The sequence below is a fragment of the Bacillus sp. BF2-3 genome (genome assembly GCF_008368795.1).
Classification (GTDB): Bacteria; Bacillota; Bacilli; order Bacillales; family Bacillaceae_G; genus Bacillus_A; species Bacillus_A cereus.
On record NZ_QOSA01000010.1, the window covers coordinates 72,085 to 90,315 of the forward strand.

Genomic DNA, 18,231 nt, shown 5'->3' on the forward strand with positions numbered 1-18,231 from the left:
CCTTTTGTAAAAGTTATATATGAATGATTAGCGACGGCTAATAATATCGTGACCGTTGCGTAAGTAAGTGCTACGAGAATTCTTCAAGCTTGCAATGCGCTCTTCAGCTAGACGATCTGCCGCTACATAAGTTGCTATGCCATCGCGTTTTGAAATTTCGATTACTTTTGCAATCGTGTCATAAATAGACTCAACACGTTTTAGTGCACGTTCTCTATTGTATCCATATAATTCGTCTGCTACGTTAATTACGCCACCTGCATTAATTACATAATCTGGTGCGTATACAATACCCATTTCATGAATGATGTCACCATGACGATCTTCTTTTAATTGGTTATTTGCAGAACCTGCGATTACTTTTGCTTTAAGTTGTGGAATAGTTTCATCATTAACTGTTGCGCCTAGTGCACATGGTGCGTAAATATCGCATTCAACACCGTAAATTTCATTTGGTTCAACTGCTGATGCACCGAATTCTTCTACAGCACGTTGTACAGCTTCTTTATTAATATCTGTAACGATTAATTTTGCTCCTTCAGCGTGTAAATGTTTGCATAGGTGATATGCTACGTTACCAACGCCTTGAACAGCAATTACTTTTCCTTCTAAATTGTCAGTACCGAAAGCTTCTTTTGCAGCTGCTTTCATACCACGGTAAACACCGTATGCAGTTACCGGAGATGGGTTACCAGAAGAACCGAATGATGGTGAGATACCTGTTACAAAGTCAGTTTCTTCATGGATAATATCCATATCATCTACTGTTGTACCAACATCTTCAGCTGTAATGTAACGTCCGTTTAGTCCTTGGATATAACGTCCTAGTGCACGGAACATTGCTTCGCTCTTATCTTTACGAGGATCACCGATAATTACTGTTTTCGCACCACCTAAGTTTAAACCAGCTGCTGCGTTTTTGTATGTCATCCCTTTTGCAAGACGCAATGCATCTTCAATCGCCGCTTCTTCAGAATCATATGTCCACATTCTTGTTCCACCAAGAGCCGGTCCAAGTGTTGTATCATGAATTGCAATAATTGCTTTTAAACCAGATTCTTTATCTTGACAAAATACTACTTGCTCATAATCATATTTTTCTAAGTATTCGAAGATTTCTAATGTCATTGTCGTTTCCCCCTAATGTTTTACCCTTTTTGGTTTATTTTGAAGCAGTCGCAACTGCCAATGCTAATGAATATACTTTTGTTTCTGCTGAATCAGCACGAGATGTTAAAACAATCGGTGCTTTTGCGCCCGCAATCATTGCTCCTACTTTTGCATCCGCAAAGTATACGAGTGATTTATATAGCACATTTCCAGCTTCAATCGTTGGGACGAGTAAAATATCTGCCTTACCTGCTACATCACTTACTATGCCTTTATGCTCTGCTGCAATTTGTGATACTGCATTATCTAAAGCAAGTGGTCCATCAACGATACAATCTTTAATTTGTCCGCGGCGATTCATTTGTGTTAACATCGCTGCATCAATTGTCGCCTGCATCGCTGGATTCACAACTTCTACTGCTGCAATTGGTGCCACTTTTGGCAAGTCGATTCCTATTGCCCGGGCAACTTCTACAGTATTTTGTATAATAGCAGCTTTTTGTGTTACATCAGGTGCGATGTTCATCGCTGCATCTGTAACGAAAATAAGACGATCGTAATTTGGAACTTCAAATGCTGCTACATGTGAAAGTACGCTACCTTTACGTAGGCCCCACTCTTTGTTTAACACAGCCTTCAAAATATTCGCTGTTGGGATGTTCCCCTTCATAAGCACGTCTGCTTCACCATTTCTCACAGCTTTAACAGAAAGTTCTGCAGCCTCTGCACTAGACATTGCTGCAATCACTTCAACATGTTCTGAAGTTTGTAAACCATGTTCTTGTAGCATCCCCATTATTTTTTCTTGATTTCCATATAGACGAAATTGAGCTAACTGTAATTTAATTGCTTTCGCTACAGCTTCAATTACTTCATGATCTTCAGCTACTGCTACAGCTACAGTTTTTTTAGGCTGCCCTGCTGCTTGATCAATTAAGTATTCTAACTTCATATTTTGTAATCAACCCTTTCCGTCGTCCCTCGTCTATTTATAAAGCAAATACCGTGCCAACTTTTAAAAGTGGTCTTACCAATAATGAAAACGCATTCAAAATGCAGTAAAATCAATACTTTGGAAAATAACAAAAGATTCTGTCTTATTTTGTCACTTTTTGTATACCATGCAATAAATTGCACGGTACGCAATTTATTGCACGCTATTTTTTGCATGGTCATACTTTTCTAGCTTGTAATATAAATTTCGAACGGAAATTCCTAACGCTTTTGCAGTTTGCGTTTTATTCCCATCAAATCTCTCCAAATATTCATGAATAATATTCCCTTCAAACTCTGTCACTAAATGTTCAAGTGGCTTTTCTTCTAATTCAGGTAATAAATGAGATTGCTTTGACTCCACCTGCTCTTCGTTATGTAATGGCGGTAAATGGTGTACATCAATATAGGTCTCGTTATAATTCATAAAGATAATAGCTCTTCCCAGAATATTTTCAAGTTCCCTCACATTCCCTGGCCATTCGTATGATTGTAAATATAAAATGGCTGAATCAGTGAGCCCTTCTACATTACGACCGTAATCTTGATTAATTTTTTGAATCAATCTGTCCGCAATTGTCGGTATATCTCCTTTACGTTGACGAAGAGATGGAATTTGAATTGGGATTTTATTTAATCGATAATATAAATCCTCCCTAAACTTCCCTTCTAGAATAGCCTTTTCTAAATTCACATGCGTCGCTGCAATTACTCGAACATTAATAGGTATCGCTTTCGTTCCACCAACTTTTACAATTTCTTTTTCCTGCAGTACACGAAGGAGTTTCGCTTGTGTATTTGCAGATAACTCCCCTATTTCATCTAAAAAAATACTACCGTTATTTGCTTCCTCAAAGAACCCACGTTTCCCGCCTCTTTTCGCTCCAGAAAACGCCCCTTCCTCATAACCAAATAATTCACTTTCTAACAACGTCTCCGAAATGGCCGCACAGTTTACACGGACAAACTTATTGTATTTTCGATTACTTCCATTATGGATTGCATGTGCAAACAATTCTTTACCAGTCCCAGATTCACCGCGTAACAGTACTGTTGCTGGTGTATTTGCTCCTAGCTTCGCCTGTTCGATAGCTGCCGTTGTTTCATCTGAATTCCCGACAATATCATCAAATGAATATTTCGCTTCTAATGTGCGAATAATTTGCCTTGCTCTATTCAATTCATTTGTTAACTTTTGAATTTCCGACACGTCACGGATAACGCCGACGCTTCCTTTCAATATTCCATCCACAATGACTGGTGCCACGTTTACAATTACATCGCGCTTTTTTTGCCCAATCTTCATATGTATTCCGCGCACCGCACGACGCGTTCGAAGTACTTTCATATGCATACTTTCGCCTTCTACAATATCAGTTGTAGCAGGCTTCCCAATAATATCTTCTTCTGTTAAACCCGTTAATTTCGTATATGCCGGGTTAATGACTAATCCTCTTCCTTTTTCATCCACAACCGAAATTGCTTCTTCAGATGAGTTAATAATTGCCTCTAATAGTGTTTGAATCTCCTTTAAATCTGTAACTTCTTCCGCTAAATCTACAACTTCTGTTATATCTTTAAAAATTGCAAATGCCCCTTGTACCTCTCCGCCCTCTTTTAATATCGGTATACGCGTTGTAATAATTTTCTTTCCATTCTCTAATGTTAGTTCATAATTTACTTCTATTTGTTTCGTACGTATAATGCGAAGTAATTTACTAGTTGGAATGACTTCTAAAATATATTTTCCTATCGCCTCTTCTTTTTTATATCCGATAATACGCTCTGCACTTTTATTAAAAAGACGAACTTGTCCCTCTCGATCAATTACGATCATGCCGTCATGTGTAGAATTTAAAATTAATTCTCCTTGTTGCGTTTGTTCCTCTAATCGCCCAATCAGCCCTTCCTTCTCATGCGCTAATCCTGTAACAATTTTTGCGATATCACCTGGTATAAGAAGAGTGTCTTTTTTCTTTTTTTCCAATAAAACCTTATGCACATCATCTTCACCTGTCATATCAAATATTACATCGATATGCATAGAAAGAAATGGAGTTACACTTTCTCCAATTGCAATCCCGTATTCCTTAGCAATTTGTAGTCCTTTTGCCAACGGATTTATATCAATAATCCCTATAATTTGAAATATATTCGAACTTTGTAACAGATTCAGCAGTGCGCTCCCGCCTTCACCTGCACCAACAATTAATACTTTTTGTTTCATATATCCCACTTCCTCTCGAAGTAACTCTGCAAATTTTTTCACACCTTTATCTTACTCGTTCAGCACCCTCTTGACAAACCCCCTTTCCTTATAACATCATTAAAATATACGAAATAATCTGAAAGGGAGCGTTATGTATGCAGCGTTACGTTGCTCTACTATTAGCACTCATCCCTATTTCATTAGCTGTGTTTGGTATAAAGTTAATGAGAGATACTGTATTTGGGATTCTATTTCCACCAATCTCTATACTGTGGTTACAATTTTTAATCGGCGCTCTCTGCTTCGGGCTCGGGTTTTATATCTTCGGTGGCTTCGTCTTGCACCGAGACCGTAAACGAAATAAAGTACAAGCTCGCTTTAGAAGATAGGAATGCCCCACTATTTATAAATAAAAAAATGAGACCGTTACACGCGGTCTCATTTTTTTATTGGCATTAACGTTCTGGCCGTTTCAGGGTAATCAGTAATAATCGCCGATATATTCATATCAAAATATTTACGCATAAGCGTTTCTTCATTAATTGTATAAGGGCGAACCTCTACACCACTTTCCATCGTTAGTTCGGCAATAGCATCTTGAAGGTAACGATAATTCGGATGTACTGCTGTAGCGCCCATTTTTTTCGCGTATGCCCACGGACTATGCAAACCTTCGCGATATAAAATTGCTGTTTGAATATCAGGAGCCATCATATGGCACCGTTTCATACTGTAGTGATTAAACGAAGAAAATATAACACGATCCTCTAGACTAAATTTCCGTACAAGCGTTATAACTTCTTCCTCTAAACCTCTGTATGGAATTTTATTATTTTTAAGTTCAATATTAAGTAGCAAACTCGTTTGTGCAAGCCATTCTAATACCTCTTCTAAAAGTGGTATTTTACAAAAACCTACTTTATCACCAAATTTATAACTTGCATCTAACTTGCATAAGTCCTCATATACATAATTCCGAACCGCACCTTTTCCATTTGTTGTCCGGTCCACCGTTTCATCATGAATGACGACAACTTTTCCGTCTTTCGTTAATTGAACATCAAGTTCAATTCCATCCGCTCTAAAAGACTCAGCCGCTTCAAATGAAATCATTGTATTTTCTGGGTACGTTCCAGCCGCACCACGATGTGCAAATATAAGAGTCATCCTCACTCCCCCAATCTTATGCTATACTATACGAAAAAGGAGGTACTTCTATGAGACCATTACAAATCTCTCCAGATACTGCAGTCCGCTTATCAAAAGCACTAGGTGTTCCACTTGAACAACTCATGCATATGCCGCAGCACATTTTAATTCAAAAGCTAGTTGAATTAGAAAAACAAAATAAAGACGAAGAATAATACAGTCCTGTTTTGCAGGACTTTTTATTATTTTCTATTATATCACGGATGCCTTTCCTACTAAAATCCTTTAACAGATGTACTACGATGTGATTTAGCCGTTCCTTCATCATTTAATAATGAATCACATCTTTTCTTTTTTTGTTACACGTCATAAAGAAAGCAGACCATTTATTTATAAGTCCCATTACGTCCTTAAAACACGATAATAAAAAAACTAGAGAAGTCCTTTATATTATTTTTTATTGAACGTGCGGAGCATCCCCTGATTCGTATAGTTCTTTCGCTTTTTCCTCCCCGAATGTAGTTAAAATATAATGTTGCTCTTCTAGCGCATCCATTGCTCTAGTTACTTTACAAACGCTATCTTCTTGAGCATCCGAGAAATAATTGTGATCTTCTACAATTTTACTAAAATCTTTTTTCGCCCATCTATCAGCAATTGCTAAAAGTTCATTTTTCTTCGTAAAGCTACTCTTATTTATAATTTCTTTTAATTTTTTAGCATTACTTTGAATCATTGGGATAGAGCCCCATTTTCGTTCTGCCACCACTTTTTGATGAGTCATGCGATGCATCGCTGTAATGACTTCGCTTTCAGTAGAATTTTCAGTAACATACACATCAACAAAGACCCCATCCACCTCTCTACCTACTATTGTTTGGTCTTCTTTTTTATCTATTTGAGCGCTCACTTCTTTATCTACTGGATTATCTGCAAGTTCTAACATTCCAAATGTAACTGCAATAGCAAGAACTCCCATAGCTGCTACTATTCCTAGCCAAGTTGAAATTTTATTTTCCATTCCCCTTCTCCCTATCTATATCTATTTTATTGCCTTATAAAAAACTCACTTACATGTAATATTACTGAAAATAGGTTTTATTTTCCACACTATCAAATAATCTCTTTTTCTCAACAAAATAAAAAGACCAACGAATTATAACATTCATTGGTCTTTCATTAAAAAGTTTATTGGCTTTAAAATTACCATCGAGCATAGCGTTCCAGCATACATCGGTTTTACTAAAACGAAAACCCATTGCTACTTCTACTCTCAGCTAGCTTTATGTTCAAGTCTCAGCTTATCCGCAACCATTGCGATAAACTCAGAGTTCGTAGGTTTTGCTTTTGACATGGATACTGTATAACCGAATAAGGACGAAATAGAATCAATATTCCCACGGCTCCAAGCTACTTCAATCGCGTGACGAATTGCGCGCTCCACACGGCTTGCTGTTGTATTATATTTCTTTGCGATATCTGGATACAATACTTTCGTAATCGATCCTAATAATTCGATATCGTTGTATACCATGGAGATTGCTTCTCGTAAATACATATATCCTTTAATATGAGCGGGTACACCAATTTCATGAATGATACTCGTAATACTCGCATCTAAGTTTTTCGGTTTTCCATCTACTGTTGTTGCTGATCGGAATGATGGTAGTGGACGTTTAATCATAGCGTTTGCTTTACCACTCACTTGACGAATATGACTCGTTAAATTCTCCATATCAAATGGTTTTAATATGAAATATGAGGCACCTAAGTCAACTGCTTTTTTCGTCACATCTTCTTGGCCAAATGCTGTCAACATAATTACGCTAGGCTGTTTTAACCTTTCAATATGTCGCATTTTCTCCAATACAGCTAAACCATCTAAGTGTGGCATAATAATGTCTAAAACGAGTACATCAGGTTGCTTATCTGTTAATAAGTTTAAACACTCTTGACCATTATAAGCAGTACCGATTACTTCCATATCATCTTGAGCGGCTACATAGCTCTCTAACATTGATACTAGTTCTTTATTATCATCCACAAGACATACTTTAATTTTCTCCACAGCTTTTCCTCCCTTACCGAATCGATTCTCCGACATGTGTATCCTTCTAGGCTACATGAATTGTTCGACAATTGTGTGAAAATTCCCTTTTAAAGTTTCTTACTTTCCGATAAAATCACAAAAAAATATGTTTATCGTTCATTTATTCCCTTTCGCAACACATTCCATCATAGAAATACAACGAAACGTTCAACCCTTTCCTTTTATTTTACAACAAAAAACACCTCTTGCGGAGCTTTTACAAAATTTCAACGAATTTTTCAACAGAAAAAGCGAGCTAATAATATATATTAGCTCGCTTTTTTCTCTTGATCATAAATATTAATTCCAGCTTGATGTAACATCCATTCAATATGAACACCATATCCTGATGTTGGATCATTTACAAATACATGTGTAACAGCACCAATTACTTTTCCATTTTGTACAATTGGACTTCCGCTCATTCCTTGTACGATACCGCCCGTTTTCGCTAATAGACGTTTATCTGTTACTTTTATTACCATACCCTTTGTGGCTGGGAATTTTTGCTGCACTGTACTAACGACTTCAATATCAAACGCTTCTACTTTATCTTGATCAATAACTGTTAATATTTTTGCCGGTCCTTCTTTTACTTGATGAGATAATGCGATAGGCATTGCTTTATCCATTATACCGTTTTTCATATTCGTATTTAATTTTCCAAAAATACCATATGGACTATTAATTGTAATATTGCCAATCACTTCACGGTCTGGTGAGAATCTTGCTAATTTCTCCCCTGGATTCCCATGACTACCTCTTTCAATTGATGTAACTGTCGAGCGCATAATTTGTCCATCTTCGACTTGAATCGGCTTTTTCGTATCATTATCAGAAATAACATGACCAAGTGCCCCATATTTCATAGAATCTGGATGAACAAATGTCATCGTTCCAATTCCAGCTGCCGAATCACGGATATACAAGCCAATTCGATAAGACGATTCACCGTTGTCTTTTTGTGGAGTTAGCTTCGTACGAATATATTTTCCATCTCTTAACAATACAAGATTAAGCGGTTCACCTGTTTCTCCACTATTATGAATAAACGGTGCTACATCACTCATTCTTTCAATTGTTTTACCATTAATTTCAGTAATCATATCTCCAATTTGTACACCTGCTGTTTCACCAGGAGATATTTTACCTTTTTCAGTTTGAATTAAATGATGGCCTACAACAAGTACACCTTTTGTATTTAATTTCACACCAATTGATTGTCCACCTGGAATCACTTTAAAATCTTTTAACACCTTCACATTTACTTTTTTTACTGGAAAACCAGCAAGCTGAAATACCATATCAGCTTCACCATTTTGATGAGAATTTACCATAAGTCCTTGTTTTTGTTCATTCGAACTCACTGTAAATACATGACGATTTGTGGATGAAGCTTTGAAAACTGGTAATGATGATATTTCTGATTGTTGTCCTTCAAAAACAACAAGTTGTTTCGGTGATGAAATAAACGTTCGAAGCGGTTTAAAACATCCAATAAAAACTAAAGAAACAAGGAGACAAAGACCTATTATTTTTCGAAATTTTTCTAATTTCAACTTGTTCACTCTCCTCGCTCCTACCCCACATTCAGCCTCTTGGCTTCACTTTTTAATCTCTCCTTGCAGTGCTTTATTTATAACCGGAAGAATTAAGAAATCGTCATTTGAGAAAAAAAGCTATCCATTACTGGATAGCCTCTGCTGTCTGTTTAAAATGATGCGCTTGCGTAAGTAATTCTTTCGCATGCTCTGTCGTTAAATCTGTGATTTCCACACCAGAAATCATTCGAGCTATTTCTGTTACTTTATCCTCCATAGTTAAAACAGTAACCGATGTAATTGTCCGATCATTCGCTACTTGTTTTCGAATAAATAAATGTGAATCTGCCATTGAAGCTACTTGAGGTAAGTGCGTAATACAAAGTACTTGCGAGTTTACTGATACTCGATAAATTTTTTCCGCAATAGCCTGTGCGACCCGGCCACTTACACCCGTATCCACTTCATCAAAAATAACAGATGCAACCCCTTGATGCTTAGAAAAAATGCTTTTTAAAGCTAAAATGATACGAGATAACTCTCCGCCAGATGCAACCTTTGAAAGTGGTTTTAGCGGCTCTCCTGGGTTCGTTGAAATATAAAATTCCACATGATCGTAACCATCCGCCGTAAGTCTTACCGGCGCACCTTCCACAAGGGGCTCTTCTACATTTCCTTCTCTCTTCATAATTCTCACTTCAAATTTCGTTTTTTCCATATATAATTCTTTTAATTCCTGATGAATTGCATTTGTAAGGTGTTCTGCAAGCTCATGACGCATATTACTTAACAACGTTGCTTCTTTCAGAATAACACTTTCTAATTCCTTCAACTGTTTCTTCGTCGTTTCAATATGAACGTCTTTATTTTCAATCGTAAAAATTTCCTGTTCAATTTTATCAGCATACGCTAAAATCTCTTCTACAGTATTTCCATATTTTCTCTTTAGCATACGAATTTCATTCAAACGTGTTTCGATTTCATCTAAACGATTTGGATCATATTCCATCATATCGAGCTTTTCTCTCAGTTGATAGGCAACCTCTTCTAATAAGTAATAGCTATTTGCAATTGAATCATGATTCTCCTGATACACTTCATCTAAATGTGTAATACTTTCCATTTGCCCCATTGCACTTCTTACATTATCTAACCCTTGTCCGTCGGCACTTAACGAACGATATGCATCACCTAACGCTTTATAAATCTTTTCAAAATTAGAAATTTGCAATCGTTCCTCAGTTAATTCATTTTCTTCATCCATCTTTAAATCCGCCTTGCGAATTTCTTCATGCTGAAATTGAATTAAATCTAAGCGATGTGCCATTTGTTGCTCATTTTCACTTAACGATTTCAATTGTTTTTTTAATTTTTCATAGTCAGCGTATACGTTTTGATATATGTCTAATTGTTTAACGATTCGATCCCCATCAAAGTGATCAAGCATAAACAGATGTCGTTCTTCATTCATTAAATCTTGCGTTTCGTGCTGTCCATGAATATCAACAAGTGTTTTCCCAATTTCTTTTAATATGCTAAGTGTAACAAGCTTCCCATTTACACGACATACACTCTTCCCGTTCGCAGCAATATCACGCTTTAAAATAATCATGCCATCTTCTATTTCTATATCTAACTCTTCTGCCTTTTCAATACATGGATGCTTCTCATCTTCAACATAAAATAGCCCTTCAATCTCAGCCTTCTCTGTTCCATATCGAACAAATTCTGCTGACCCACGGCCACCTACAAGTAAACTAATTGCATCAATAATAATCGATTTTCCGGCCCCTGTTTCACCGCTTAAAACCGTTAAACCTTTTTGAAAAGAAATATTTAATGCTTCAATAATAGCAAAGTTTCTAATCGATAATTCCGATAACAATGCCCCATTCACCTCGTTATAAAATAATCCCTTACTAAAGGATTTTCTCAGTTCTTCATTCAAATAATCATGCTATATATTTGTATGTATATACTCTTCTAACCCGCTTCATTGTACCAAACATTTGTTTTACGGGTCAATCCATCTATTTTCTAACTTTATGCAAACAAAATATTATATTACAATTGAAAATTCATATTTTTAACCAATAAAAATATCTTGTTCACTTTCCACTTTACGATGGAAAGCAAACAAGATTTTTTGTTACAACATATTTAAGAAACGATCAGAGACAACACCTGTATCGTCAGGTGTACGGCAAATAATTAAGCAAGTATCATCACCACAGATGGTTCCGATGATCTCATCCCACTCTAAATGATCAATAAGTGCTCCAAGTGAATGAGCGTTACCAGGCAATGTTTTTAGCACAAGCATATGTCCTGCCGTGTCTAATTTTACAAATGAATCCACTAGATTTCGTTTTAATTTTTGTAACGGGTTAAATCGTTGATCTGCTGGCAAGCTATATTTATAGCGCCCATCATGTAATGGCACCTTCACTAAGTGCAGTTCTTTAATATCGCGCGATACTGTTGCTTGCGTTACATTAAATCCCTCATTACGTAAAATATCAACTAATTCATCTTGTGTTTCAATTTCTTTGTTTGCAATAATTTCCCTGATTTTAATATGGCGCTGACCTTTATTCATACATTTGCACCTCACACTATCTCTTACCATAGTTTAAACATTGGTATACTTCACTTATTTATGTTAACTTATAATTCGTTTCTTGTACACAATTGTTTTTACAATCATTATACAATTACAGCAAAAAGAGGAACAACATATGTTATTCCCCTTTCCCTTTTTGTTTTAGAACTTCATGCGCTTCTGTAACAACTTGCTCTATAGAAATCGGAGAATGATTTTCGCCATTCTCACGTTCACCATGCCATTTCAGATGAATTAAAAATTCAATATTACCATCCCCACCCGTAATTGGTGAGAATGTTAAACCTTCCACATCATAGCCTTCTTTTAAAGCAAACTCGACAATCATTTCTACAACAGCTTCATGTACTTTTCTATCACGAACGATACCTTTTTTCCCAACTTGCTCTCTTCCAGCTTCAAACTGCGGTTTAATTAACGCTGCTACATCTCCGTTAGGCATAAGCATTGTTTTTAAAACTGGCAGTATAAGCTTTAATGATATAAATGAAACATCAATACTTGCAAATTGAGGTAAACCACGTTCTAAGTCTGCTGGTGTCACGTAACGGAAGTTTGTTCGTTCCATTACAACAACACGCTCATCTTGACGTAATTTCCACGCTAGTTGATTGTATCCTACATCTAATGCATAAGATAATTTCGCTCCATTTTGAAGCGCGCAATCTGTAAAGCCACCAGTTGATGAACCAATATCTATCATAACTTTATCTTGTAAATCAAGATGAAATGTCTCTAATGCCTTTTCAAGTTTATAACCACCACGACTTACATACGGCATAACTTGTCCCTTCACCGTAATCTCAGTATCTTGCGAGATTTTCTCTCCTGGCTTATCAAGTCTCATCTCATTCGCATATACGAGTCCGGCCATAATGGCGCGCTTTGCTTTCTCACGCGTTTCTATAAGTCCTCGCTCTACTAATAGTACATCTACTCTTTCTTTTTTTACGCTCATTTGTTACGCCCTTTTTTGTTTTGATGGAATCATTGTATGAATACGGTCTACAACAGCATCTGTCGTTAAACCAATTTCTTCTAATAATTTCGTTACACTTCCGTGCTCTATGAAGCGGTCTGGAATACCCATTCGTTCAACCAATGCACTATGGTAACCATTTTCAGATGCAAATTCAACTACTCCTGTTCCAAAACCACCGATTAAACAAGCTTCTTCAATCGTTAAAATCGGTATATTCTTTCCTAGAAGATCATGTAAATATGCTTCATCCATTGGTTTAATAAAGCGAGCATTCACTACTTTCACTGAAACCCCAGCTTTTTCAAGACGCTCAGCTGCTTCCATTGCCATTGGTATTGTCGTACCAAACGTTAAAATAGCTGCTTGTGTACCCTCTTTTAACGTCTCCCACGTACCGATTGGAATCGCCTTTAATTCTTCATCCATATGAACACCAAGTCCATTACCGCGCGCATAACGCAATGCGATTGGTCCATCTTCATATTGCATCGCCGTATAAACTAAATGTTGACCTTCATTTTCATCTTTCGGCATCATAAGCACCATATTCGGCAAGTGACGTAAGAATGAGATATCAAATACGCCTTGATGCGTTTCACCATCTGCTCCTACTAATCCCGAACGATCTATTCCGATGAAAACATTTAAATTTTGGCGGCATATATCATGAACAACTTGGTCATATGCTCTTTGTAAAAATGTTGAATAAATCGCTAAGAATGGCTTCATTCCTTGCGTTGCCATACCTGCTGCCATTGTTGTAGCATGCTGTTCTGCAATACCTACATCAATCATACGATCTGGGAATTCTTTTTGGAATTTCTCAAGTTTTGATCCAACAGGCATTGCAGGTGTAATTGCTACGATACGCTCATCTGCTCTCGCTAGCTTAAGTACTGTTTCACTAACGACAGCACTCCATGCTGGTGCAACTTCTTTCGGCTTAACGAAGTCACCTGATTCAATTTTATAAGGTCCTGTTCCATGCCAAGTTCCAATAACGTCACTCTCAGCCGGTTTATAACCTTTTCCTTTTTTCGTAATAACGTGAACAAGTACTGGGCCTTTTGTTTTCTTTGCATATTGCAACGTTTCGAATAACTTTTCATAATCATGCCCATCGACTGGACCTAAATATGTAAAGCCTAACTCTTCGAAAAAGACACCAGATACTAGTAAATATTTAAGACTATCTTTTATTTTCTCTGCTGTCGCAGCCACTTTCCCGCCAACTGCTGGAATTTTCTTTAATATATACTCTAATTCATCTTTTACCCAGTGATATTTTCCTGCGGTACGTAAACGACCGAGCACATTATGAAGCGCACCAACGTTTGGTGCAATTGACATTTCATTATCATTCAAAATAACAATCATGTCTGTTTTTTCATGTCCAATATGGTTCAATGCCTCCAAAGCCATTCCGCCTGTTAAAGCACCATCTCCAATAATTGGTATAACATATTCTTTCGTTTTCTTTAAATCACGTGCCAGAGCCATTCCCATTGCAGCCGATAACGAAGTCGAGCTATGACCAGTTTCCCATACATCGTGCTCACTCTCACAACGTTTCGGGAAACCACATAGACCTTGATATTGCCTTAATGTGCCAAACTCTTTCGCGCGTCCAGTTAAAATTTTATGTACATAGGATTGATGTCCTACATCCCATAAAAATTTATCTTGCGGGCTATCAAATAATTTGTGCAGAGCAATTGTGAGTTCTACTACACCTAAATTAGGTGCAATATGTCCACCTGTTTGAGAGAGCTCTTCAATTAAAAACTTACGAATATCCTCACTCAATCCCTCTAGTTCACTGATAGACATATCTTTCAAAAAACTAGGGTTTTGAATTTGCGTTAGATCCACATGGATCACTCACTTTCATTTCATAATCTGTCAACATGTCAAATATTATAAAAAACATTTACACAAAACAAGAAATTCTCTTTTCTATTTTTCGTCTTGTCCCGCTATTAACCAGTCTATTGCGCCTTAATCCTATTATAAACCATATTTCTTTAGGCGATGAAAAAAATAGCCGCTAACACGAAGTGATAACGGCAATGTAATCTACATATATTTTTGCCAATAACAAGAAAAGAAAAACCTTTTCCTACATTTATATCATAAAATGATGAATGACTCAACAAATGAAAACGCTGTTATATTAGTTATTACGTTTTGCAATCAAATCGCAAATAGATAGTAAATATTCATCTTGTAATTGCAAGGAGCTAATCGCACCTTTTGCTTCTGCAATTGTTTCTTCTAAAATATCCTTTGCTCTATCTACAGTAAACAACGTCGTATATGTGCTCTTTTCATTAGAAAGATCACTACCAATCGGTTTTCCAATCTCTTCTTCAGTTCCTTCGACATCTAAAATATCATCTCGAATTTGGAAAGCTAGACCGATATATTTGGCAAACGTAAGCAACTTTTCTTCTTGCTCTTCTGTCGCATCAGAAAGTATCGCACCCGCAAGTACAGCAAATTCAAGTAGTTTTCCGGTCTTATGTTTATGGATGTACTCCAATTCATCAATCGTAAGGCGTTTCCCTTCCGCTTCCATATCTGCCACTTGTCCGCCAACCATTCCTTCTGGTCCTGCTGCTTTTGCGAGTTCAAGTACAAGTCTTACTTTTTTTTCAGCAGAAATTTCTTTTTGCTCATATGCCATAATAACTTGAAAAGCGTATGTCAATAAGCCATCTCCTGCTAAAACTGCCATCGCTTCACCAAATACTTTGTGATTTGTGGGCTTTCCTCTTCTTAAATCATCATCATCCATACAAGGTAAATCATCATGAACTAACGAATATGTATGAATCATTTCAAGAGCACAAGCTGCACCTACTCCAAGATTTCTTTCTTTCCCAAACGCTTGTAATGTTGCAAACAAAAGTAACGGGCGGAGACGTTTTCCACCCGCTTCCAAAGAATATGCCATCGCTTCACGAAGTACATTTGGACATTGTAATCCATTTGCATAGCTTACAAGTTTTTCTTCTACGAAAGTTTTACTTTCTTTCAAAAAAGTATCAAAAGCAATCGTCACTATGCTTCATCTCCTAAAGCAGTAAACGGTTCAAGCTCTCCATCTTCCCCAAGAATAACTGCCATTTGTTCTTGTACATTCTTCAACTTCTCATCACAAAGCTTAGATAATTCCATACCTTCTTTAAAATAAGAAATCGCTTCTTCTAAAGGTACGTCACCTTGTTCTAGCTTAGAAACAAGATGCTCAAGTTGCGAAATTGCCTCTTCAAAGCTTAATTTATTTTCCATTATTCAATTCACGCTCCTCTATGCCTGATACGCTACAATCTAGTATTCCATCTTGTAATTGAACTGAAACAGCATCTCCAAGGCTTACATCTTTCACACTTTTTAACACTTGCTTCTCTTCATCATATACAAGCCCGTACCCTCTCATCATTACTTTAAGCGGACTTAACGCTTCAAGTTTTTGAGCAGCTCTTACAAAGGCAAATTCTTTCGTTTGAAGTAACGTTTGCATTTCACGTTGTAATTGCTTTTGCAACGTTTCCACAGCTACCTTCGTTTGTATAATTTTTTGAGATGGGTGGTGCTTCTCTAAATAAAATGAAAGTTGCTTTAACTGATTCACCTTTTTATCAATATAGCGCTCTTTCGCTAAAACAAGCTGTTCTAGCGCTCTATCTAATTGCTCTTCCTTTTGCTCATATACTTGTCTTGGATAACGGAACGCATACGATTTTTGCAACACTTGTAGTTTTTCTTCTTTTTTATGTACTAACTCTCTCATTGCTCTTTGCAATCTCAGAGTTCTTTGTAATACCTTTTCTTGTAACTCTATAATGTTAGGTGCTGCCAACTCAGCTGCTGCGGTCGGTGTTGGCGCGCGTAAATCTGCAACAAAATCTGCAATTGTAAAATCTGTTTCATGGCCTACTGCCGAAATAATAGGAATTTCACTCTTAAAGATTGCTCTTGCAACCATTTCCTCATTGAAAGCCCATAATTCCTCAATAGAACCTCCACCACGACCAACGATTAGTACATCTATCTCTCCCATTTCATTCGCTGTACGAATCGCTTGTACAATCGAGGGAGCCGCTGACTCCCCTTGTACAAGTACCGGAAATACAATAACATTCCCAATTGGATAACGACGTTTAATCGTTGTTATAATATCACGAATCGCTGCTCCTGTTGGCGACGTAATCACACCTATTGTTTTAGCGTAAGGAGGAATCGCTTTTTTATAAACTTGAGAAAAAAGTCCTTCCTCTTCTAAACGAACTTTTAACTGTTCGTACGCTAAATGTAAATTTCCGACTCCGTCAGGCTGCATGTCTTGAATATAAATTTGATAAGAACCACTCGCCTCGTAAACAGAGATTTTTCCTTTCACGAGTACCTTCATCCCATTTTCAGGTTTGAATTTAATATTACGATTATGGCCCGCAAACATAACCGCTGCGATTCTTGCATTTTCATCTTTCAATGTAAAATACATGTGGCCACGGCTATGATTTTTAAAGTTGGAAATTTCACCTTTTAACCAAACAGACTGCAAATGCGGATCATATTCTATTTTTGTTTTTATATAGCGTGTTAACGCTGTAACGGTTAAATATTGCTTCTCCATTTCTCTCTCCTCATAGCCGACTCAAATTATTTACAAACGACACCTGCACGTTTGGCAGATTCAACAGTATTATGAAGAAGCATTGTGATTGTCATTGGACCAACACCCTTTGGCACAGGTGTAATGTAACCCGCAACATCTAACACGTTGTCAAAGTCAACATCACCACAAAGTTTTCCTGTTTCTAAACGGTTAACACCAACGTCAATTACAACCGCCCCTTCTTTAATATAATCCGCTGTTATCATTTTAGGTCGTCCAACAGCTACGATTAAAATATCAGCTAACTTCGATAACTCTTTCATATTTTGCGTCTTAGAATGACAATATGTGACAGTGGCATTTTCATTTAAAAACAATTGCCCCACTGGTTTACCGACAATATTACTTCTTCCAATTACTACTACATGTTTTCCAGAAATATCAAGATTTGTTTCTTTTACTAATTCTACAATACCATGCGGTGTACATGGAAGGAATGTATCTTGTCCCGTCATCATACGTCCCACGCTGATTGGGTGAAATCCGTCTACATCCTTTTCTGGTGAAATTCTTTCAATGATAGCTTTTTCTTCAATATGTTTTGGTAAAGGTAATTGCACTAATATGCCATTAATACGGTCATCGCCATTTAAGCGATCGATTTCAGCAAGCAAACGTTCCTCAGTAATTGTTTCAGGAAGTTCAATTAGCTCTGAGTAAATCCCTACTTGTTCACAGCCTTTTTCTTTTCCTTTCACATAAGAACGAGATGCTGGATCTTCTCCAACTAAAATAACTGCTAATCCTGGTACAATACCTTGCTCTTTCAACTTCACAACTTCTTCTGTTAATTGTGCTCGTTTTTTCTCCGCAACTTCATTTCCTTTGATGATTACTGCTACCATTTTAAG

Annotated in this window: 17 protein-coding genes; 2 read left to right on the forward strand and 15 right to left on the reverse strand. The window is 36.9% G+C overall.

The window, feature by feature from the left end; translation table 11 throughout:
- Window positions 1-27 precede the first annotated feature (27 nt).
- From DN401_RS09380 to DN401_RS09395, 3 genes are all read right to left on the reverse strand, one after another.
- Window positions 28-1,128: a leucine dehydrogenase gene (locus DN401_RS09380; RefSeq protein WP_000171355.1), complete on the reverse strand. Its 1,101-nt coding sequence runs from the start codon at window positions 1,126-1,128 to the stop codon at window positions 28-30.
- Window positions 1,129-1,162: 34 nt separating this feature from the next.
- Window positions 1,163-2,062 carry a phosphate butyryltransferase gene (gene yqiS, locus DN401_RS09385; protein WP_000764677.1) on the reverse strand — a complete coding sequence of 300 codons (900 nt, stop codon included), beginning with the start codon at window positions 2,060-2,062 and terminating at the stop codon, window positions 1,163-1,165.
- Window positions 2,063-2,257: 195 nt separating this feature from the next.
- The gene (locus DN401_RS09395) at window positions 2,258-4,330 is read right to left on the reverse strand and encodes a sigma-54 interaction domain-containing protein (RefSeq protein ID WP_033689240.1); all 2,073 of its coding nucleotides are present in this window, start codon (window positions 4,328-4,330) and stop codon (window positions 2,258-2,260) included.
- A gap of 137 nt (window positions 4,331-4,467) precedes the next feature.
- Here DN401_RS09395 and DN401_RS09400 point away from each other — a divergent pair, with 137 nt between their 5' ends.
- Window positions 4,468-4,701, forward strand: a complete 234-nt coding sequence (locus tag DN401_RS09400; RefSeq protein WP_001190211.1) for a DUF2627 domain-containing protein — start codon at window positions 4,468-4,470, stop codon at window positions 4,699-4,701.
- A 49-nt stretch (window positions 4,702-4,750) separates the two neighbouring features.
- On the opposite strand, the gene DN401_RS09405 is transcribed toward DN401_RS09400, so the two are convergent.
- Entirely contained in the window at window positions 4,751-5,479 is a 729-nt protein-coding gene (locus tag DN401_RS09405) for a glycerophosphodiester phosphodiesterase (RefSeq protein ID WP_000172575.1), read from the reverse strand.
- Between the two features lie 50 nt (window positions 5,480-5,529).
- Between DN401_RS09405 and DN401_RS09410 the strand changes: the two genes are divergently transcribed.
- Window positions 5,530-5,676 (forward strand): YycC family protein, encoded by a 147-nt coding sequence (locus tag DN401_RS09410; RefSeq protein WP_001247671.1) that lies wholly within the window; start codon window positions 5,530-5,532, stop codon window positions 5,674-5,676.
- A 242-nt stretch (window positions 5,677-5,918) separates the two neighbouring features.
- Here the strand turns inward: DN401_RS09410 and DN401_RS09415 are convergent, their stop codons facing one another.
- The 11 genes from DN401_RS09415 to folD all read right to left on the reverse strand — a co-directional run bounded on the left by DN401_RS09415 (window position 5,919) and on the right by folD (window position 18,225).
- Window positions 5,919-6,482: a PRK06770 family protein gene (locus DN401_RS09415; RefSeq protein WP_000428235.1), complete on the reverse strand. Its 564-nt coding sequence runs from the start codon at window positions 6,480-6,482 to the stop codon at window positions 5,919-5,921.
- Window positions 6,483-6,734: 252 nt separating this feature from the next.
- The gene (gene spo0A / locus DN401_RS09420) at window positions 6,735-7,529 is read right to left on the reverse strand and encodes a sporulation transcription factor Spo0A (protein WP_011110369.1); all 795 of its coding nucleotides are present in this window, start codon (window positions 7,527-7,529) and stop codon (window positions 6,735-6,737) included.
- Between the two features lie 290 nt (window positions 7,530-7,819).
- Complete coding sequence (gene spoIVB, locus DN401_RS09430; protein ID WP_002000940.1) at window positions 7,820-9,118, reverse strand: SpoIVB peptidase; 1,299 nt, start codon at window positions 9,116-9,118, stop codon at window positions 7,820-7,822.
- Window positions 9,119-9,236: 118 nt separating this feature from the next.
- Window positions 9,237-10,976, reverse strand: coding sequence for a DNA repair protein RecN (gene recN, locus DN401_RS09435; protein WP_000947768.1), 1,740 nt, complete (start codon window positions 10,974-10,976; stop codon window positions 9,237-9,239).
- A 264-nt stretch (window positions 10,977-11,240) separates the two neighbouring features.
- Window positions 11,241-11,690, reverse strand: coding sequence for an arginine repressor ArgR (gene argR, locus DN401_RS09440; RefSeq protein WP_001032580.1), 450 nt, complete (start codon window positions 11,688-11,690; stop codon window positions 11,241-11,243).
- A gap of 142 nt (window positions 11,691-11,832) precedes the next feature.
- A complete protein-coding gene (locus tag DN401_RS09445) occupies window positions 11,833-12,672 on the reverse strand; it encodes a TlyA family rRNA (cytidine-2'-O)-methyltransferase (protein ID WP_000111875.1) in 840 nt (279 codons plus the stop codon).
- A 3-nt stretch (window positions 12,673-12,675) separates the two neighbouring features.
- Window positions 12,676-14,568, reverse strand: coding sequence for a 1-deoxy-D-xylulose-5-phosphate synthase (gene dxs / locus DN401_RS09450; protein WP_000366452.1), 1,893 nt, complete (start codon window positions 14,566-14,568; stop codon window positions 12,676-12,678).
- Window positions 14,569-14,869: 301 nt separating this feature from the next.
- On the reverse strand, window positions 14,870-15,760 hold the full coding sequence (gene ispA / locus DN401_RS09455; protein WP_000150380.1) for a (2E,6E)-farnesyl diphosphate synthase: 891 nt from the start codon (window positions 15,758-15,760) through the stop codon (window positions 14,870-14,872).
- Window positions 15,760-15,990 carry an exodeoxyribonuclease VII small subunit gene (gene xseB / locus DN401_RS09460; protein WP_000428423.1) on the reverse strand — a complete coding sequence of 77 codons (231 nt, stop codon included), beginning with the start codon at window positions 15,988-15,990 and terminating at the stop codon, window positions 15,760-15,762. Before xseB ends, ispA begins: the two co-directional genes overlap by 1 nt.
- Window positions 15,980-17,338 (reverse strand): exodeoxyribonuclease VII large subunit, encoded by a 1,359-nt coding sequence (xseA, locus tag DN401_RS09465; protein WP_000415247.1) that lies wholly within the window; start codon window positions 17,336-17,338, stop codon window positions 15,980-15,982. Before xseA ends, xseB begins: the two co-directional genes overlap by 11 nt.
- Window positions 17,339-17,364: 26 nt before the next feature.
- On the reverse strand, window positions 17,365-18,225 hold the full coding sequence (folD, locus tag DN401_RS09470) for a bifunctional methylenetetrahydrofolate dehydrogenase/methenyltetrahydrofolate cyclohydrolase FolD (RefSeq protein ID WP_000226732.1): 861 nt from the start codon (window positions 18,223-18,225) through the stop codon (window positions 17,365-17,367).
- Window positions 18,226-18,231: the final 6 nt, after the last annotated feature.